Below are 17,476 nucleotides of genomic sequence, written 5' to 3'. Positions count from 1 at the left end.
CAGTATGCCGGGTGGAGTTGCCCCGAACGGTTACCCCTTGCCAAGCGGGACCTGGCAACTCGGCTAGGCTCCGGCTGTCACATGAGAATTCGAGGAGGCCTGGGTTGAAGAGGGTCGGTAAGGTCGCCGCGCTGGCCGGGCTCGTTGCCCTGCTTGCGACCGGGTGCTCCGGTGACGAGGTGCTGCGCTTCGGCTGGCCGGTGGGTGTCACCGAGCAGGCCGACAAGATGCGCTGGCTGTGGACCTGGTCCGTGATCGCCGCGCTCGTCGTCGGCGTCATCGTCTGGGGCCTGATCTTCTGGGCGTCGGCATTCCACCGCAAGAAGAAGAACCAGGACCCGACGGACCTGCCACGCCAGTTCCAGTACAACGTGCCGCTGGAGCTCTTCTGCGTCATCACGCCGCTGATCATGGTCTGCGTGCTGTTCTTCTTCACCGCGACCACCGAGAGTCAGGTGCTGGACAAGAAGCCGAATCCCGACGTCACGGTCAACGTCGTCGCGTTCCAGTGGAACTGGGAGTTCGACTACCCGAACGAGGCCAAGGACGCGACCGGCCAGATGATCCGCACCGTCGGCAGCTCGACCGAGATCCCGCTGCTGGTGCTGCCGACCGGCAAGACGATCCAGTACAACCTGCGCTCGACCGACGTCATCCACTCCTTCTGGGTGCCGGAGTTCCACTTCAAGCGCGACGTCTTCCCGTACCCGGAGAAGAACAACCAGGACTCGTCGTTCCAGAACACGATCGACAGCACGGGTTCGTTCGTCGGCCGGTGTGCGGAACTGTGCGGCACCTACCACTCGATGATGAACTTCGAAGTCCGTGCGCTGCCGGACAACCTGTACCAGCAGTACATTCAGTTGCGGACGCAGATCAACCCGGCGACCGGGGTGCCCAACACCGCGGCCGAGGCGCTGAGCGCGATGAACTGCGGCGAGTTGTGCGCCCCGCGCGCGGTCACCACGCAGCCGTTCAACACCGACCGCACAGCGCGCTGACGCCGGACACAGGAGTAAGGACAGCTTCATGAAGGTCGAAGCCCGGATTTTCGATCTGGTCACGGTGTTTGCGTTCTTCATCGCGATCGTCTACGGCGTGACCACGTACTACTGGAGCGGCTACGGAGTCGAGCCGGTCGGCCTGGTCGCGTTGATCCTGACCGGCGGGCTCTCGCTCCTCGCGGGCAGCTACATGCGGTTCATCTCACGCCGTATCGAAGCCCGGCCCGAGGACCGCGAGGACGCCGAGATCAGCGACGGCGCGGGTGAGCTGGGCTTCTTCAGCCCGGGCAGCTACTGGCCCATCGCGATGGCGGGCTCCGCGGCGACGGCGGGACTGGCGATGGCGTTCTTCCACATCTGGCTGCTGGTGATCGCGGTCGTGCTGATCCTCGTCACCGTGGGCGGCCTGGTGTTCGAGTACCACACGGGCCCGAACCACGAGTAGGCCTTCGGCAACCGCAGAAGGGCGCCTCCCTGAGTCCGGGGGAGGCGCCCTTCTGCGTGTGTCCGGGCCTCAGCGGAAGGCGGCCCAGCGGCCCAGCAGGTCCGCGGCCGCGCCGGAGTCGACCGCTTCGGCGGCACGGGCCAGCGCGACCGTCAGATCGTCGGTCAGGGAGCCGGAGAAGCCCGCGTGCGCGGCGAGCGCGCCGGCGGCGTTCAGCAGCACGGCGTCGCGCACCGGGCCCGGCTTTCCGGTCACCAGCTCCCGCACGACCTCGGCGTTCGCCACCGCGTCGCCGCCGCGCAGGTCCTCCGGGGTCGAGCGGGCGATGCCCAGCGTCTGCGGGTCGAAGTGTTCCTCGCGGACCTCGCCGTCGGACACCACCCACAGCGTGCTGGTGGTCGTGGTGGTGATCTCGTCGAGGCCGTCGTCCCCGCGCACCACCATCGCCGTGGCGCCGCGGCGCGCGAACACCCGCGCCAGCAGCTCCGTCCGGTCCGGGTACGCGCAGCCGATGAGCCCGGCGCTCGGCTGCGCGGGGTTGGTCAGCGGGCCGAGCAGGTTGAACGTGGTCGGCACCCCGAGCTGGCTGCGCGCGGGACCGGCGTGCCGGAACGCCGGGTGGAACACCGGCGCGAAGCAGAACCCGATGCCGAGCTCGGCGACGCAGCGCTGCACGCCCTCGGGCGGCAGGTCGATCGCGACACCGAGGGCTTCGAGCACGTCGGCGGCCCCGGACTTCGACGAGGCCGCCCGGTTGCCGTGCTTGACCACCGGCGCCCCGGCGCTCGCGACCACGAGCGCGGCCATGGTCGAGATGTTGACCGAGCCGGACCGGTCGCCGCCGGTGCCGACGATGTCCACCGCGCGGCCCTCGACGTGCACGCGCTTGGCGTGCGCGAGCATCGCCGCGGCCATCCCGGAGATCTCCTCGGGCGTCTCGCCCTTGGCGCGCAGCGCGACGGCGAAGCCGCCGATCTGCGCGGGGGTGGCCTCGCCGGACATCACCTGGTCCATCGCCCAGGCCGTGTCCTGCTCGGACAGGTCGACCCGTTCGATGAGCCGGTTGAGCAGCAGGGGCCAGGACTGTGCGGTCACGCGCGGACCGACGGGACCCGCTGGCCCCGCAGCACCTCCGCGACGGTCTCCGCCGCGGTCAGGGGGTCGAGCGGGTGCACGAGCACGGCGTCGGCCTGCGACCAGCTGGCCAGCCAGCGGTCGTCCTTGCGGCGCACGGCGACCACGATCGGCGGGCAGTCGAGGATCTCGTTCTTGAGCTGGCGGCACAGCCCGATGCCGCCGGTCGGTTGCGCCTCGCCGTCCAGGATCGCCAGGTCCAGCCCGCCCTCGTCCATCTCCGACAGCACGTCGGCCACACCGGTCGCCTCGACGTACTCCACCCGGCCGAGGTCGGTGGCCGGCCTGCGGCCGATGGCATTGATGATCGACTCGCGGACTTCCGCCCGGTGGCTGAACACCAGGATCCGCATCGGCTGCTCGGTCACGATCAAGCCTCCGGCCTCGTCAGTAGGTTGTGACGTCTCAGATGCTATCCGCAGTGCCCGAATTCACTAAGAGCCTGTTGGTAGATGGTCAGGCTGGGGTCAGGGCGGGTGGTCTGGGCTTGCCCCAGCGTGGTGCTGGAGGGGTGTCGGCCAGTTCTCGGGTCAGGCGGCGGGTCATGATCGAGACGGTGGCCCACCACACCATGGCTTCGTGGTGCTCTGGTCGGCGTTCGTAGTCTCGGACCAGGCGTCGATGGCGGATCAGCCAGCCGAACGTCCGCTCCACCACCCATCTGCGGGGCAGCACCACGAAGCCTCTGATGTCGTCGCTGCGTTTCACGATGGTGATCGTCAGGCGCAGCACGGCTTTGGCCCACACGACGAGGCGTCCGGCGTAGCCGCCGTCGGCCCAGACCAGAGTGATGGTGGAGAAGTGTTCACGCAGCAACGCCAGCAGGCGATACGCGGTGTCGCGGTCTTGCATACCGGCGGAGGTGACGGTGACCATCAACACGAGTCCGAGACAATCGGTGGCGATATTTCTCTTGCGGCCCTTGGTCTTCTTCCCCGCGTCGTACCCGCAACTTTCGGCGGCCATGGTGTCGGCGCCACGCACGGTCTGAGCGTCGATGACCGCCGCGGTCGGTAGTTCGGCCCGGCCACACGCGACCCGGATGCGTCCCCGCAGCCGGTCTGCCAGCCGGTGTGGCAGTCCTCGTTCACTCCAGCGTTGGAAGAACGCGTACACCGCCGACCAGGGCGGAAAATCGGCCGGCAGCGCCCGCCACTCGATGCCGTAGCGGGTCAGATAGCCGATCGCGTCCAGCACCGCCCGCAGGTCATGGCGCATCGGCGCCCCCGCAGGGCTCTTGCGCAGCTCTGCCATGACAGCCCGTGCTTCCGGTTCCAGCACCTCCCACTGCTCATCGGTCAGATCGGACGGATACCGGCGTAGCCGGTCACGACACGCGCAACCGGACACGCCGCAACTGGCCTTCGCGGCCTCGACACGGTAGACAGACATCCTGGGGCTTCTGGTGATCAAGTTGGTGGTACTTCTCGATCTACCAGGAGCCCCGCCTCATACCCTCACGACACGCTCAGGTCCCGGCCACACCATCCACCAACAGGCTCTAAGAGCAGACGGGCTGTAGTGCGTCCCAGCCGAGCGAGTCGCCACCGAGGCGCTGCGCCAGCCCGGCCATCCGGGACCGTTCCTGCGCGCAGTGCAACGCGTCGAGCCGCTGGACCCGCAGTGCGTGCAGCGTCGCCGCCCCGCCCGATTCGGACACCGTGCGTAGTTCCCACCCATCCTGGGCCAGCACGCGGCCGGCGTCGGCGACCCGGTCCGCCGGCAGCGTCAGGTGGTGTCGTAGCACAGCCGGTTTTCCCTCGTCCCAAAGGTGTGATTTCGCCAGCACAGCCGAGTCCGCCTCGGCGATGTCGAAGGCCTCCGCGACCACCGACAGTCCCGGCGTGTCGAGGGTCAGCTCCGGTTCGGAGCTCCTTCTCAGCAGGTCACGCACTCGATCGAGCAGACTCATCGGCGATCCTCACCCTCCGCGTTCGTAGCTGTGACCAACCCAGGTGCCGACCCGACCGGGCAGGCTCCATTGTGGGAGGACATAATGCGAGTCGTGACAACGGCAGCTCCCAACATCAGCCAGCGGGTGCACTCGCTGAACCGGCCGAACATGGTCAGTGTCGGCACCATCGTGTGGCTCTCCAGCGAGCTCATGTTCTTCGCCGGGCTGTTCGCCATGTTCTTCACGGTCAAGGCGCAGAACTCGACTGGCGTGTGGCCGCCGATCAATGCCGCCACGGGCGAGCCGATTCATCTCGACATCCCGTACTCACTGCCCTTCACCATCATCCTGGTGGCCTCGTCGTTCACCTGCCAGCTCGGCGTGTTCGCCGCCGAGAAGGGCGATGTGTACGGCCTGCGCCGCTGGTATGTGATCACGTTCGTGATGGGCGCGATCTTCATCGGCGGCCAGGTCGGCGAGTACATCAGCCTGATCAACGAGGGCGTGACCATTCCCTCCGGAGCGTGGGGCTCCATCTTCTTCATCGCGACCGGGTTCCACGGACTTCACGTGCTCGGCGGGCTCGTCGCCTTCGTGTTCCTGCTCATCCGCACCAAGCTGAGCAAGTTCACGCCCGCACAGGCCACCTCGGCGATCGTCGTGTCCTACTACTGGCACTTCGTCGACATCGTCTGGATCGGCCTGTTCGCGGTCATCGAGATCCTTCCCTGACCGCACCGGCCCGTCCGAACTCACCGAACAGCAAGGGTTGCCGCAAGATGACCACCACGAAGAAATCCTCCGGCCGCCGCCTCGGCGCGCGCACGAAGCTGCGCCGGCGGATCGCCGGCCTGCTGGCGCTGGGCGTCGCGCTGATCGGGGCCGGCGCGGTGTACGCGGTCTTCGTGCCCAAGGCACAGACCGCGCAGGCACAGGAGGACCCGGCACAGCTGCGGCTGGGCCAGCAGGTCTACAACAACACCTGCATCACCTGCCACGGCGCGAACCTGCAGGGTGTGCAGGACCGCGGCCCGAGCCTGGTCGGCGTCGGCGACGCGGCGGTGTACTTCCAGACCTCGTCCGGCCGGATGCCGATGGTGCGGCAGGAGGCACAGGCCGAGCGGAAGCCGCCGAAGCTCTCCCCCGAGGAGATCGACGCGGTCGGCGCCTACATCCAGGCGAACGGCGGCGGCCCGGAGCGGCCGGCCGAGACGGGCGCGGCACTGCAGGGCTCCGACCCGGCGCGCGGCGGTGAGCTGTTCCGGCTCAACTGCGCGTCCTGTCACAACTTCACCGGCCGTGGCGGCGCGCTGTCCGCGGGCAAGTACGCGCCGAACCTGGACCCGGCCAACGAGGACCAGATCTACACGGCGATGCTCACCGGCCCGCAGAACATGCCGAAGTTCTCCGACCGGCAGCTCACGCCGGACGAGAAGAAGGACATCATCGCGTACGTCAAGTCGGTGTCGGACAGCAACAACAACCCGGGCGGCGACGCGCTCGGCGGGTTCGGTCCGGCGTCCGAGGGCGTCATCGCGTGGATCGTGGGGATCGCCGGTCTGATCGGCGTGACCCTGTGGATTGGATCGAGGGCATGAGCAGCGAAGACACTGTGGGGCACGGCGTTTCACAGCCTTCCGACGCGGAACTCGCCGAGATGGACCGGGACCAGCTGGTCAAGCTGGGCGGGCAGCTCGACGGTGTCGAGCTCGTCGACTACCCGGACCCGTGGCCGGTCAAGGGCACTCGCGCGGAGAAGCGCGCGGAACGGTTCGTGGCGTTGTGGTTCACCATCGCGGGCCTGGCCGGCCTGGCGTTCGTGGTGGGCCTCATCTGGTGGCCGTGGCAGTACCGGGCGCCGGGCCAGAGCGGCACCTTCCTGTACTCGCTCTACACCCCGATGCTGGGCGTGACGCTGGGCCTGACGATCCTCGGCCTCGCCGTCGGCGTGCTGCTGTACACGAAGAAGTTCGTCCCGAACGAGCTCGCGATCCAGCAGCGCAGCGACAATCAGGGCAACGGCTCGCCCGAGATCGACAAGAAGACGATCGTCGCGCACCTGGAGGACGCGGCCGTCCGCAGCACCATCGGGCGCCGGTCGCTGGTCAAGCGCAGCGTGGGCTTCGCCGGTGGCGCGCTCGGGCTCGGCCTGATCGGCCTGCCGGTCGCCTCGTTCATCAAGGACCCGTGGAAGGACTCCAACGGCCCGGACTCGCTGTGGCACACCGCGTGGCAGAAGAAGTTCCCCGGTGAGGTCGTCTACATGCGGCGCTACACGGGCAAGTCGGACGAGATCGTGCTGCTGCGCCCCGAGGACCTCGACGCGGGCGCGATGGAGACGGTGTTCCCGTTCCGCGAGTCCGACCGGGGCGACGCGGAGGCCCTCTCGGCGGTGTTCATGCGGTCGGACGCCCCGGTGATGCTCATCCGCCTGCGTCCTGAGGACGCCCAGCGCGTCGTCAAGCGCAAAGGCCAGGAGGACTTCAACTTCGGCGAGTACTACGCCTACACGAAGGTCTGCAGCCACGTGGGCTGCCCGACCTCGCTGTACGAGCAGCAGACCAACCGGATCCTCTGCCCGTGCCACCAGTCGCAGTTCGACGCCCTGCACTACGCCAAGCCCATTTTCGGGCCCGCCACTCGCGCGCTGGCCCAATTGCCTATTACGGTGAACGACGAGGGGTACCTGGTCGCTCGCGGTGACTTCATCGAGCCCGTGGGACCGGCCTTTTGGGAGCGGAAGTCATGAGTTCACTCACCACGCCGACCAAGGGCTCGAGCCTGGTCCAGCGGCAGGTCAACGAGGCCGCCACCAACATGGACCAGCGCTACCACATGGCCAAGGGCCTGCGGCACCAGATGAACAAGGTGTTCCCGACGCACTGGTCGTTCCTGCTCGGGGAGATCGCGCTCTACAGCTTCATCATCCTGATCGCCTCGGGCGTCTACCTGACGTTGTTCTTCGACCCGTCGATGGCCGAGGTCGCCTACAACGGCAGCTTCCGGAACCTGCAGGGTGTCGAGATGTCGCGGGCGTTCGCGACCACCCTGGACATCTCGTTCGACGTGCGCGGCGGCCTGTTCGTGCGGCAGCTGCACCACTGGGCCGCCCTGGTGTTCGTCGCCGCGATGATGGTCCACATGTTCCGGATCTTCTTCACCGGAGCATTCCGCCGGCCGCGTGAGGCCAACTGGCTGATCGGCGTGCTGCTGCTGGTGCTGGGCATGTTCGAGGGCTTCTTCGGCTACTCGCTGCCCGACGACCTGCTCTCGGGCACCGGTATCCGGGCCACCCTGTCCGGCATCGTGCTGTCGGTTCCGGTGATGGGCACCTGGCTGCACTGGGCGCTGTTCGGCGGCGAGTTCCCCGGCAACGTGATCATCCCGCGGCTCTACACGATCCACATCCTGCTGCTGCCGGGCATCATGCTGGCGCTGATCGGCGCGCACCTGGCGCTGGTCTGGTACCAGAAGCACACCCAGTTCCCCGGCGTGCGGCGCAAGGAGACCAACGTCGTCGGCATCCGCATCATGCCGGTGTTCGCGCTCAAGGGCGGGGCGTTCTTCGCCCTGGTCACCGGCGTCATCGCGTTGATGGCGGGCATCTTCCAGATCAACCCGATCTGGAACATCGGGCCGTACAACCCGTCCCAGGTCTCGGCGGGTTCGCAGCCGGACTGGTACATGGCCTGGGCCGACGGCATGCTGCGTATCTACCCGGCGTGGGAGCTGTACCTGGGCAACTACACGGTGCCCGCGGTGTTCTTCGCCGGTGCGGTGGGGATGCCGATCCTGATCGGGCTGCTGCTGGCGTACCCGATGATCGAGCGCAAGCTCTCGGGCGACACCGCGCACCACAACCTGCTGCAGCGGCCCCGGGACGCACCGGTCCGCACCAGCATCGGCGCGATGGCACTCGGGTTCTTCATGGTCATCGAGCTGTCGGGCTTCAACGACATCATCGCCGACCAGTTCGACATCTCGCTGAACGCGACCACGTGGGCGGGCCGGATCGGGGTGCTGGTGGTGCCGCCGCTGGCGTACTTCATCAGCTACCGGCTCTGCCTCGGCCTGCAGCGGGCCGACCGCGAGGTGCTCGAGCACGGCATCGAGACGGGCATCATCAAGCGCCTGCCGCACGGTGAGTTCATCGAGATCCACCAGCCGCTGGCCGGTGTGGACAGCCACGGCCACGCGATCCCGCTGGACTACCAGGGGGCGTCGGTGCCGAAGAAGATGAACAAGCTCGGTGCCGCCGGGCGCCCGGTACCCGGCACGCTGCTCGCGCCGGACCCGGCCGAAGAGGTCGCGGCCCTGGAGCGGGCGAAGGCCAACGGCCACGGCGGCAACGGGCACCACGGCAACGGCGAGGTGCCCGCCACCGAGGAGGTCCCCTCGGGCTGGCAGACGCCGGACATCTAGGCACAGCGAAACGAGAAGCCGGTTCCCCGCGCAGGGGAACCGGCTTCTTCGTGTTCCCCGGGGATCAGTCCTCGGCGCCGAGTGCGAACGCCGACTCCGTGTCGGCCGTGGAGTAGGAGCGGAACGCGATGTGCGTGTCGGTGTCCACCACGCCGGACACCCGCCCGATCTTCGCCGGGATGAGGTCGGCGAGCTCCTCGTGGGTCTGCACCCGCACCATCGCGATCAGGTCGACGTCACCCGCGCACGAGTACACCTCGGACACGCCGTCGATGTCCGCGATCGCCTGTGCGGTCTCGGGGATGCTGTCCGCCACGGCATGAATCAGCACGATCGCAGTGATCACCGGGGTCCTCCTCAGGGGTTTACGGGCTGCCGGGATCGTATCGCCGCGGCTCAGCCCACCGCCTGCTCGAGTGCCGTGGCGGTCGAGGCGCGTTCGAGCCAGTCGTGCCAGCCCCCGGCGCCGTGCGCGGGCTCGGCCCACGGGATCGCCGTCCGCACCAGGCGCACCCCGGCCCGGGTGAGCCACCGCAGCAGCAGCCCGACCTCCTCCGGGGGCGCGCCGTAGAGCGGCCCTGGCTCGGGGGTCACCGTCTCCGCCGCCGCGACCAGTGCGTCGACGACCGGCATGGGCGGCACCCCGCGCCTTGCCACGCCCGCCGAGGCGAGCCTGCCGTACCGGATCACCGCGAACTCCCAGCCGCGGTTGCCGTCGGGCGCGGCGGCGACCAGCTCCGGGATGGCGGCCAGCGCCGTCAGCCGATGCGCCTTCGCGACCGCGCGCACCAGGATCGCCAGCTCGTCGCGCCGCCGCGCGGCCTGCTCGTAGTGCTGGGCCGCGGCGAGCTCGTCGAGCTGACGCAGGGCGGAGTCGAGCGGAACGTTGTCCTCGCCGCCGATCAGCTGCGCCACGGCCCGCACGGACGGGAAGTACGCCTCGACGCTCTGGTGGCCCGCACAGGGCGCCCCGCAGCGTCCCAGCTCGGCCATCGCGCACGGCCTGCCCGCCGGGGCGACCGCCGAGATCCGCTGCGTGCAGGTGCGCAGCCCGGACGCGCCCGCGAGCACGTCCGCCGCGAGCTTCGCCATCGCCTGGGAGTTGAACGGCCCGAGCGCGCCGTCCTTCGGCAGGCGCACCACCGACAGCCGGGGGAACGCCTCGTCGGTCAGCACCACCCACCAGGACTTGCGCGGGTTCTTCGACCGGCGGTTGTACGCGGGCCGGTACGCCGCGAGCAGCCGTAGCTCGCGGATCTGCGCTTCGAGCGCGTGCGAGCACTCGATGCCGTCGACGCGCTGGGCCAGCGCGACCATCTCCCGGATGCGCCCGCGGCTCTCCGACCCGGTGAAGTAGTTGCGCACCCGCCGCCGCAGGTTCGACGCCGTGCCGACGTAGAGCACCTCCTCACCCGGGCCGCGGAACAGGTACACGCCGGGCAGTTCGGGCAGGTGCGCCGCCATCCCGCGCTTGCGCCGCTGCTCGTCGGTGACCTCGGGCAGGTAGTCGACCAGCTCCTCGAGCGAGTGCACGCCGACTGAGCCGACCCGTTCGAGCAGCGCGTGCAGCACGTCGACGGTGGCGCGGGCGTCGTCGAGCGCACGGTGGTTCGGCGTGGTCGAGGAGCCGAACAGCGCGGCCAGCGCGGACAGCCGGAAGCTCGGCGTGTCCTGGCGGGTCAGCACGCGCCGGGCCAGCTTGACCGTGCAGACCACCGCCGGCTTCGGCCACGGGTAGCCGTACGCGGCGCAGGCGGCGCGCATGAACCCGGTGTCGAACGGGGCGTTGTGCGCGACCAGCACCGCGCCCGCCGCGAACTCCAGGAACGAGCCGAGTACGCGGTCGATGGTCGGGGCGTCGTAGACGACAGCGTCCGTGATCCCGGTCAGCGCGACGATCTGCGGCGGGATCGGTTTCCCGGGGTTCACCAGCGTCGCGAACTCGCCCAGCACCTCGCCGCCGCGGACCTTGACCGCGCCGATCTCGGTGATCCCGTCCGGACCCGGCTTGGTGCCGGTGGTCTCCAGGTCGAAGACCACGAACGTGGTGTCGCGAAGCGGCGTGCCCAGCTCGTCGAAGGTCAGCTGATCGTGCGCGCCATGCATGATCGGCACCCTAGGTAAGGGGACCGACAATTCTCGGTGGCGGCATCCCACGAGAAGAGATCTTCGCCGGGGACGGACTACCCTGTATGGATGCCGCCCTCAGTGCACGCCGAAGAGCCCGAAGACCCCGGTCTTCGTGCCTCGGTCGCTGCCCAGCGGCCGGAGGCGGAACCGGCGCCGCCTTTCGCCTGGCGCGAGCTGCCGGAACCCGTCCGCACCAGACTCGCCGAGCTCGCCGCCGACGCGCTCGGCAAGATGCCCAGGGTCGACGTCCCCCAGCAGCTGCGCCCGGTCGCGAAGTTCGCGCCGGCCAAGCGGGCCCGGCTGGGGGCGACGGCGCTGCTCACGACGCTGCAGGACTCGACGGCGTTCCGGACCGCCGTGCTGGAGTGGGTCCGGGAGCACCGGCAGGACGCGCTCAACCCGAACGACGAGGACTCCGTGGTCGCCGCGACGGCGGCGATCCTGCTGGGCGAGTCGAGTGCGACCTCGCGGGTGCGGCTCGTCGCCAAGAATGCGGCCGAGACGGCGTTGCGCGCCGAGCGGGACGCCGCGCTGGCCCGCAACCAGAAGCTCGAGGCCGAGCTCACACGCACGCAGGAGGAGCTGGCCCAGGCGCTGGACGCCGTCGAGGCCGCCCGCCGCGAACGCGAGGACGAGATCAACCGGTTGCGCGGGCGGCTGCGGGAGCAAGGCGTGCTGTTGCGCAAGGCCCGCGACGCCGCCGAGCAGGCCGAGGCGGATGTGCTCGACGCGGACAGCAGGCGCGACGCGGAGATCGCCGCGCTGACCGCCCAGCTGGGGCGTGAGCGGCAGCGGGTGGCGACGGAGCGGGCCAGGGCGGAGCGGGCGGTGGCCGACGCGGAGATGGCGCGTCAGGCGGCCCGTGAGGCCCGCGACGCCGACGAGGTGCGCCTGGCCCTGCTCGTCGACACCATCGAGGGCGCCGTGACCGGGCTGCGGCGGGAGCTGTCGCTCGGTACGAGCAGCCGCCGTCCGGCGGACCACGTCCGTGGCGCGTCCGTGTCCGCCGGAAACGGCGTCCAGGTGCGGGACCCCGCCGCGCTGGACCGCCTGCTGGCGCTGCCGAGCGTGCACCTGATCGTCGACGGCTACAACGTCACCAAGACGGGCTATCCGGAGCTGCCGCTCGCCGACCAGCGGACCCGGCTCGTGCAGCAGCTCGGCGCGCTCGCGTCGCGGACGGGTGCCGAGGTGACGGTCGTGTTCGACGGCGCCGGCGTGCTGTCGGTGCCGTCCGCCTCGCCCCGGGGGGTCCGGGTGCTGTTCTCGGATCCGGGCGTGCTGGCCGACGACGTGATCCGCGCGCTCGTCATCGCCGAGCCGTCCGGCCGGCCGCTGGTCGTGGCCACCTCGGATCGCGCGGTCGCCGATTCGACCAGGAGTTCGGGTGCGCATCCGGTCGCGTCCGCGGTGCTGCTGACGCGGCTCGGGCGCGTCTGAGCCCTCCCGGCGGCCGCGGGGCCGGGGTTCAGCGCTCGACCTCGTAGTGGAGATGGGTGACGCCCGGCGCCGGGACGACCTCGACGAGGCGCAGGCGCACGTGCGCAGGCAGCGCCTGGAAGACGGGCCGGCCGCCGCCGAGCAGGATCGGCACCTGGTGCAGGACCACCTCGTCGACGAGCCCCGCCCGCAGGGCCTCGGTCAGGACGCCGCCGCCCATGAGGCCGACGTCCTTGTCCCCGGCCGCCTCGCGGGCCGCCGCGATCGCCTCTTCGACCCCGGTGACGAGGGTCTGGCGCTCGGTCAGCTCCGGGGCAGGCCGGTGGCTGACGATGAACGGCCGGGCTGTCGGATGGGGGCCGCCACCGCCGAAGCGCTCGGAGTCCTCGTAGGTGTTGCGCCCCATCACGACCGCGCCCACGCGTCCGGCGCAGGCGTCGAAGACCCGGGCGCTGGCTTCGCTCAGTCGGAACCCGTCGAACAGCCGGCTGGGCGTGTCGCCGTCGAAGTACCAGTCGAAGAGCATCGTCCCGTCGCCGAGGCCGCGGCCGGCGCCGGGATCCCTGCCTGTCATGTACCCGTCGACCGACACCGCGTGGGCGCTGAAGACCTTGCTCATCGCCTTGCTCCTTTTCGAAGTTCCTTCAAGAGACGCCACGACCGTAGCATTCGGAGTTCCTTAAGGGAACCCAAGTTTGCTAGACTGCGTTCATGCAACGCACGGACTTCGGCGAGATGGCCTGCTCGATCGCGCGCACGCTCGACGTCATCGGGGAGCCTTGGTCACCGCTGGTCCTGCGGGACGTCTGGGTCGGCCTCACCCGGTTCGAGCAGATCCAGGCGGACCTCGGCATCTCGCGCAAGGTCCTGACCGAGCGGTTGAACCACCTCGTCGAGCACGGCGTGCTCGAGCGCCGGCCCTACGACCGGCGTCCGCGGTACGAGTACGTCCTCACGGAGAAGGGCACCGAGCTCCTCGACCTGCTCATGGTCATGGTCGGCTGGGGGGACAAGTGGCTCGCGGGCGAGGCCGGGCCGCCGGTGCTCTACCGCCATCGCGCGTGCGGTGAGATCAGCGCCGGCGACCTGCGCTGCGCACACTGCGGCGAGCCGATGCACGCGGGCGACGTCGATCTGCTGCCGGGACCCGGCGCGGTCTGAATTCCCGCCGATCCGGCGAATGCGCGTCGAATTGCCGAACTCGCGGGATTGCCCGCGCGCCGAAATTGTCGGTGGGTGTCCTTACCGTGCTTCTTGTCGGGCCGAAGTGGTCACAAGGAGGCAGAAATGCACGATCTGGAAGCACCTGGGAGCAGCATGATCGTCGACTGCGGCCGCTGTGTCGCGCGCGGGATCGGTTGCGCGGACTGCGCCGTCAGTGTGCTGCTGAACGCACCTCCCACGGTGGAATGGGATCCGGACGAATTAAGGGCGATCGAGGCGCTCGCCGAGGGCGGGTTGATTCCGCGCCTGCGGCTCGCGCCGATGACCGGCCGAGAACAGGATCGAGCGGCCTGAATGGGATCGGAACCCCGGCGGCGACAAACGGTCGATTGCGGCGACGAACGGTCAGTAGTCATGACGCAGGGAATTGTTACCTTGGTCACACTCACTGTGTCACCGCTGGTCCGAACGGGGTTCGGACGCATTACGCAGAGTTTTTACCCGGCACCTGCTGGACGCGGCGCCCGCTCTTTCGTAACCTAGCCGAGATCTCGCGGCTGGCAGCCGTTGCACCCCCGCGACAGCGACGCGAGATCGCCGCCGAAGCAGCTTTGTCGGGGAGCTGTGCCGGAACCATCGTGCTGGCAGGACCCAGGTGCGCTACCCCCGTGCCCTGGTGCCCGCGGACGTGATGGGCGATTGCCGTTCGCAGGAAGCGTGACCTACCCGCTTCCGCGAGCAGAGGGCCCCCGACCTCTGCGCACGGCGACCGGTAGGCGGCCGAGCGCAAAGGAGACACGCGCGGCGTGCAGTCGCAACCGATCAAGCGCGTGGTCGCAGGAGCCATCACAGCGGCCGCGGTGATCACCGCGGTCGGCGTTGGTGTCCCAGCCAGCGCGATCACCCTCCCCGCCCTCCAGAATCCCCCCACCAACTCGGCGGACGCGCTGGCCCAGTACCGGGCCGCCGCGCAGCAGGCCGAGCAGCTGAACGAGGACAAGCTCAAGGCACAGGACGACTTCAACGCCAAGCAGGCCGACCTGGCCAAGGCGAACGGCGACCTGGCCACGGCCAACCAGAAGGTGCAGGCGGCGCAGGCCGACGCGGCGAAGTTCCAGGTCGTGGTCGACCAGTTCGCCGACGCCTCGTTCATGAGCGGCGCGCAGATGAACAAGCTGTCCGCCCTGCTGACCGGCACCTCGGCCCAGGACTTCCTGGACCGGTCCTCGGCGCTGGCCGTGCTGGCCGACGACAAGAACCGGGCGCTGCAGAACTACACCGACGCGGTCAACGCCGCGGCGGCGGCGGCGCAGCAGGCCACCGACGCGCGCAACCGCGCGCAGGCCGCCTCGGACGCCTCGGCTCAGCTGCTCAACGACCTGAACGCGCGCTCCGCCGCGCTGCAGGCCCAGGTCAACCAGCTGCAGCAGCTCAGCGGCCGGCTCAGTGCCTCCGACCGCGCCTCCCAGCGCGACACCGGTGGCAGCGCGCCGGGCCTGCCCGCACCCACCGCGGCGGCGCAGCAGGCGATCAACGTCGCGCTCAGCAAGCTGGGCAGCAGCTACGTGTGGGGCGCGACCGGTCCGTCCACGTTCGACTGCTCGGGCCTGACGATGTACTCCTACGGCAAGGCGGGCGTCAGCCTGCCGCGCACCAGCTCGGCGCAGTCCTCGACCGGCAAGGCCGTGCCGCGCTCGCAGCTGCAGCCGGGCGATCTGGTGTTCTTCGGCTCGCCCGTGCACCACGTCGGGATCTACCTCGGCGACGGCAAGATGGTCCACGCGCCCGACACCGGTGACGTCGTGAAGATCTCGCCACTGCAGAACGACTATTCGGGAGCTCGCCGGGTCGCCTACTGACCTTTCGCGAACTCCCGCCAGGGGCGGCACCGTGCGCGCGGTGCTGCCCCTGGTGTTTTCCGGGCCTTCACCCCACGCCCGGTAACCTCCCGGCCGGCCACTTCCCCGCCACTGCCTCAACCGAGACGCTCGCGCGTCGCTAGCCTGAACGGGTGGCTCGGACCCTGCTGGTGACCAACGACTTCCCGCCGCGTCCCGGGGGAATCCAGAACTACCTCGACTCGCTGGCGCGGCGCCTGCCGCCGGAGGACCTCGTCGTCTACGCACCTTCGTGGCATTCGGACTCCGGCTCGCATCCGGAGTTCGACGCGGCCGCGCCCTTCGAGGTGGTGCGGCATCCCACTTCGCTGATGCTGCCCACTCCGGACGTGCTGCGCCGCGCGAAGGACATCATGCGCGCGCGGGAGTGCGAGTCGGTGTGGTTCGGCGCGGCCGCGCCGCTGGCGCTCATGTCCGCGTCACTGCGGTCCGCCGGGGCACGGCGCGTCGTCGCCTGCACGCACGGCCACGAGGTCGGCTGGTCGATGTTGCCGGGCGCGCGGCAGGCGTTGCGCCGCATCGGGGACACGACCGACGTCGTCACCTACGTCAGCAAGTACACCCGCAACCGGTTCGCCTCCGCGTTCGGGCCGATGGCCGGGCTGGAGCATCTGCCGTCCGGAGTGGACGTCGAGTTGTTCCGGCCCGACGACGCGGCGCGGCAGGAGATCCGCGCGCGGCACGGTCTCGGTGACCGCCCGACCGTCGTGTGTGTGTCGCGTTTGGTGCCACGCAAGGGACAGGACGTGCTGGTGCACGCGATGCCCGAGCTGCGCAAGCGGATCCCGGACGTGGCGCTGCTGCTGGTCGGCGGTGGTCCGTACCGCAGGACCCTGGAGCGGCTGGTGCGGGACGTGGGCGTGGCGGACGACGTCGTGCTGACCGGTTCGGTGCCGTGGCCGGAGCTGCCGGCCCACTACGCGGCGGGGGACGTCTTCGCGATGCCGGCGCGCACGCGGGGCAAGGGCCTCGACGTGGAGGGCCTGGGTCTGGTCTACCTCGAAGCCTCGGCGACGGGCCTGCCCGTGATCGCCGGCCGTTCGGGTGGCGCGCCGGAGACGGTGGTCGACGAGGTCACGGGCCACGTGGTGGACGGCCGCGACGTCACGCAACTGGTCGAGACGCTCGCACCGCTGCTGGCGGACCCGATGCGGGCGCGCAAAATGGGCGAGGCCGGCCGCGCGTGGGTCACCGAACACTGGCGCTGGGACCAACTGGCCCACCGCCTGCGAACCCTCCTGAACGGCTGACGCTAGGCCGCCACCGCCGGGTGCCGCGGGTCCTCCACCCGCACCACCACGTCGGCGACCTCCGCGGGGTGGACCTCCTCCTCGTAGCGGGCGAACGCCGGCAGCGCCCAGTGCTCCTCCTGCGGCAGGCGGCGGCGCACGGCGTTCGCCGACATCGACAGGTGCACCGTGAGTTCGACCGGCAGCCCCCGCCCGAGCAGCAGCTCGCCGTCCGCGATGAGGACCCCGCCCGCGGGCAGCTCGACCCGGTCCAGCCTCGTCGCGCGGTCGCGTCCCGCGTCCCACAGCGCGGGGAGCACCATCCCGTCGCCGCCCGCGGACAACGGGTCGAGCACCTCCCTGCGCAGCGCACCCTCGTCCAGCCAGTCGAGATATCGCGCGTCCGGGTCCTGCTTGCCCTTCTCGAACCGCAGCGAGGCGGGCCGCAGAAAATCCACAGTGGACACTCGTAGCGCGGCTCTTCCGTTGACCCGCAAGGGATCGACCAGCAGGTCCGCCAGCTCCGACGTGCCGGCCACGCCATCGATCGCCACCCGCACCCACGGCGTGCCGGGCAGGGCGAGAATCCGCTCGGTCAGCTCCGCCGCGAGCCGTTCGAAGGAGATCGGCCGGTACCTCATGGTTGTCGATTGTCCCGCACGCCGTTCCCGCGCGACCTGTCGTACCCGCCCGTCACACTGACCGGCCCGGCCGGG

At 70.0% G+C, this 17,476-nt stretch carries 19 protein-coding genes; 11 read left to right on the top strand and 8 right to left on the bottom strand.

The window, feature by feature from the left end; genetic code table 11:
• Positions 1-104 precede the first annotated feature (104 nt).
• Entirely contained in the window at positions 105-1,001 is an 897-nt protein-coding gene (gene ctaC, locus LWP59_RS30745; protein WP_144645285.1) for an aa3-type cytochrome oxidase subunit II, read from the top strand.
• 28 nt (positions 1,002-1,029) lie between these two features.
• Positions 1,030-1,449 carry a cytochrome c oxidase subunit 4 gene (locus tag LWP59_RS30740; protein WP_144645283.1) on the top strand — a complete coding sequence of 140 codons (420 nt, stop codon included), beginning with the start codon at positions 1,030-1,032 and terminating at the stop codon, positions 1,447-1,449.
• 69 nt (positions 1,450-1,518) lie between these two features.
• Here the strand turns inward: LWP59_RS30740 and trpD are convergent, their stop codons facing one another.
• The 4 genes from trpD to LWP59_RS30720 form a co-directional block, all read right to left on the bottom strand.
• Positions 1,519-2,544, bottom strand: coding sequence for an anthranilate phosphoribosyltransferase (gene trpD, locus LWP59_RS30735; protein ID WP_144645281.1), 1,026 nt, complete (start codon positions 2,542-2,544; stop codon positions 1,519-1,521).
• The gene (locus tag LWP59_RS30730; RefSeq protein ID WP_144645280.1) at positions 2,541-2,951 is read right to left on the bottom strand and encodes a response regulator transcription factor; all 411 of its coding nucleotides are present in this window, start codon (positions 2,949-2,951) and stop codon (positions 2,541-2,543) included. Before LWP59_RS30730 ends, trpD begins: the two co-directional genes overlap by 4 nt.
• A gap of 88 nt (positions 2,952-3,039) precedes the next feature.
• Positions 3,040-3,975, bottom strand: coding sequence for an IS5 family transposase (locus tag LWP59_RS30725; protein ID WP_208637356.1), 936 nt, complete (start codon positions 3,973-3,975; stop codon positions 3,040-3,042).
• Between the two features lie 109 nt (positions 3,976-4,084).
• Complete coding sequence (locus LWP59_RS30720) at positions 4,085-4,495, bottom strand: hypothetical protein (RefSeq protein ID WP_144642996.1); 411 nt, start codon at positions 4,493-4,495, stop codon at positions 4,085-4,087.
• Positions 4,496-4,579: 84 nt separating this feature from the next.
• Here LWP59_RS30720 and ctaE point away from each other — a divergent pair, with 84 nt between their 5' ends.
• Genes ctaE through qcrB form a run of 4 tightly spaced genes read left to right on the top strand, consistent with a single transcriptional unit; the run spans position 4,580 to position 8,899 of the window.
• On the top strand, positions 4,580-5,209 hold the full coding sequence (ctaE, locus tag LWP59_RS30715) for an aa3-type cytochrome oxidase subunit III (protein ID WP_144642997.1): 630 nt from the start codon (positions 4,580-4,582) through the stop codon (positions 5,207-5,209).
• 47 nt (positions 5,210-5,256) lie between these two features.
• Positions 5,257-6,075 (top strand): cytochrome bc1 complex diheme cytochrome c subunit, encoded by an 819-nt coding sequence (gene qcrC, locus LWP59_RS30710; protein ID WP_144642998.1) that lies wholly within the window; start codon positions 5,257-5,259, stop codon positions 6,073-6,075.
• Complete coding sequence (gene qcrA / locus LWP59_RS30705; RefSeq protein ID WP_144642999.1) at positions 6,072-7,226, top strand: cytochrome bc1 complex Rieske iron-sulfur subunit; 1,155 nt, start codon at positions 6,072-6,074, stop codon at positions 7,224-7,226. The genes qcrC and qcrA overlap by 4 nt, the downstream gene beginning before the upstream one ends.
• On the top strand, positions 7,223-8,899 hold the full coding sequence (qcrB, locus tag LWP59_RS30700) for a cytochrome bc1 complex cytochrome b subunit (protein WP_144643000.1): 1,677 nt from the start codon (positions 7,223-7,225) through the stop codon (positions 8,897-8,899). Before qcrA ends, qcrB begins: the two co-directional genes overlap by 4 nt.
• A 64-nt stretch (positions 8,900-8,963) precedes the next feature.
• Here the strand turns inward: qcrB and LWP59_RS30695 are convergent, their stop codons facing one another.
• The gene (locus tag LWP59_RS30695) at positions 8,964-9,245 is read right to left on the bottom strand and encodes an Lrp/AsnC family transcriptional regulator (RefSeq protein ID WP_144643001.1); all 282 of its coding nucleotides are present in this window, start codon (positions 9,243-9,245) and stop codon (positions 8,964-8,966) included.
• 50 nt (positions 9,246-9,295) lie between these two features.
• On the bottom strand, positions 9,296-11,005 hold the full coding sequence (locus LWP59_RS30690) for a DEDD exonuclease domain-containing protein (RefSeq protein WP_144643002.1): 1,710 nt from the start codon (positions 11,003-11,005) through the stop codon (positions 9,296-9,298).
• Between the two features lie 90 nt (positions 11,006-11,095).
• Between LWP59_RS30690 and LWP59_RS30685 the strand changes: the two genes are divergently transcribed.
• Positions 11,096-12,469, top strand: a complete 1,374-nt coding sequence (locus tag LWP59_RS30685) for an NYN domain-containing protein (RefSeq protein ID WP_186383440.1) — start codon at positions 11,096-11,098, stop codon at positions 12,467-12,469.
• Positions 12,470-12,497: 28 nt separating this feature from the next.
• On the opposite strand, the gene LWP59_RS30680 is transcribed toward LWP59_RS30685, so the two are convergent.
• A complete protein-coding gene (locus LWP59_RS30680; protein ID WP_144643003.1) occupies positions 12,498-13,088 on the bottom strand; it encodes a dihydrofolate reductase family protein in 591 nt (196 codons plus the stop codon).
• 92 nt (positions 13,089-13,180) lie between these two features.
• Here LWP59_RS30680 and LWP59_RS30675 point away from each other — a divergent pair, with 92 nt between their 5' ends.
• The 4 genes from LWP59_RS30675 to LWP59_RS30660 all read left to right on the top strand — a co-directional run bounded on the left by LWP59_RS30675 (position 13,181) and on the right by LWP59_RS30660 (position 16,781).
• Positions 13,181-13,630, top strand: coding sequence for a winged helix-turn-helix transcriptional regulator (locus LWP59_RS30675; RefSeq protein WP_144643004.1), 450 nt, complete (start codon positions 13,181-13,183; stop codon positions 13,628-13,630).
• 126 nt (positions 13,631-13,756) lie between these two features.
• The gene (locus tag LWP59_RS30670) at positions 13,757-13,987 is read left to right on the top strand and encodes a hypothetical protein (RefSeq protein ID WP_144643005.1); all 231 of its coding nucleotides are present in this window, start codon (positions 13,757-13,759) and stop codon (positions 13,985-13,987) included.
• A gap of 452 nt (positions 13,988-14,439) precedes the next feature.
• Positions 14,440-15,492 carry a C40 family peptidase gene (locus LWP59_RS30665; protein ID WP_144643006.1) on the top strand — a complete coding sequence of 351 codons (1,053 nt, stop codon included), beginning with the start codon at positions 14,440-14,442 and terminating at the stop codon, positions 15,490-15,492.
• Positions 15,493-15,644: 152 nt separating this feature from the next.
• Positions 15,645-16,781 (top strand): glycosyltransferase family 4 protein, encoded by a 1,137-nt coding sequence (locus tag LWP59_RS30660; protein WP_186383441.1) that lies wholly within the window; start codon positions 15,645-15,647, stop codon positions 16,779-16,781.
• A 2-nt stretch (positions 16,782-16,783) separates the two neighbouring features.
• Here the strand turns inward: LWP59_RS30660 and LWP59_RS30655 are convergent, their stop codons facing one another.
• The gene (locus tag LWP59_RS30655; protein WP_144643007.1) at positions 16,784-17,401 is read right to left on the bottom strand and encodes a nucleoside/nucleotide kinase family protein; all 618 of its coding nucleotides are present in this window, start codon (positions 17,399-17,401) and stop codon (positions 16,784-16,786) included.
• Positions 17,402-17,476 lie beyond the last annotated feature (75 nt).

The sequence above is a fragment of the Amycolatopsis acidiphila genome (genome assembly GCF_021391495.1).
GTDB lineage: Bacteria > Actinomycetota > Actinomycetes > Mycobacteriales > Pseudonocardiaceae > Amycolatopsis_E > Amycolatopsis_E acidiphila.
The sequence above is the reverse complement of the archived record's forward strand: the minus strand, read 5'-3'. Positions and strand labels throughout refer to the sequence as shown.

Coding starts and splice junctions, on each gene's coding strand:
- LWP59_RS30740 (WP_144645283.1), top strand. CDS start 1,030: ATGAAGGTCGAAGCCCGGATTTTCGATCTGGTCACGGTGTTTGCGTTC.
- LWP59_RS30725 (WP_208637356.1), bottom strand. CDS start 3,975: ATGTCTGTCTACCGTGTCGAGGCCGCGAAGGCCAGTTGCGGCGTGTCC.
- LWP59_RS30720 (WP_144642996.1), bottom strand. CDS start 4,495: ATGAGTCTGCTCGATCGAGTGCGTGACCTGCTGAGAAGGAGCTCCGAA.
- ctaE (WP_144642997.1), top strand. CDS start 4,580: ATGCGAGTCGTGACAACGGCAGCTCCCAACATCAGCCAGCGGGTGCAC.
- qcrC (WP_144642998.1), top strand. CDS start 5,257: ATGACCACCACGAAGAAATCCTCCGGCCGCCGCCTCGGCGCGCGCACG.
- qcrA (WP_144642999.1), top strand. CDS start 6,072: ATGAGCAGCGAAGACACTGTGGGGCACGGCGTTTCACAGCCTTCCGAC.
- qcrB (WP_144643000.1), top strand. CDS start 7,223: ATGAGTTCACTCACCACGCCGACCAAGGGCTCGAGCCTGGTCCAGCGG.
- LWP59_RS30690 (WP_144643002.1), bottom strand. CDS start 11,005: ATGCATGGCGCGCACGATCAGCTGACCTTCGACGAGCTGGGCACGCCG.
- LWP59_RS30685 (WP_186383440.1), top strand. CDS start 11,096: ATGCCGCCCTCAGTGCACGCCGAAGAGCCCGAAGACCCCGGTCTTCGT.
- LWP59_RS30680 (WP_144643003.1), bottom strand. CDS start 13,088: ATGAGCAAGGTCTTCAGCGCCCACGCGGTGTCGGTCGACGGGTACATG.
- LWP59_RS30675 (WP_144643004.1), top strand. CDS start 13,181: ATGCAACGCACGGACTTCGGCGAGATGGCCTGCTCGATCGCGCGCACG.
- LWP59_RS30670 (WP_144643005.1), top strand. CDS start 13,757: ATGCACGATCTGGAAGCACCTGGGAGCAGCATGATCGTCGACTGCGGC.
- LWP59_RS30655 (WP_144643007.1), bottom strand. CDS start 17,401: ATGAGGTACCGGCCGATCTCCTTCGAACGGCTCGCGGCGGAGCTGACC.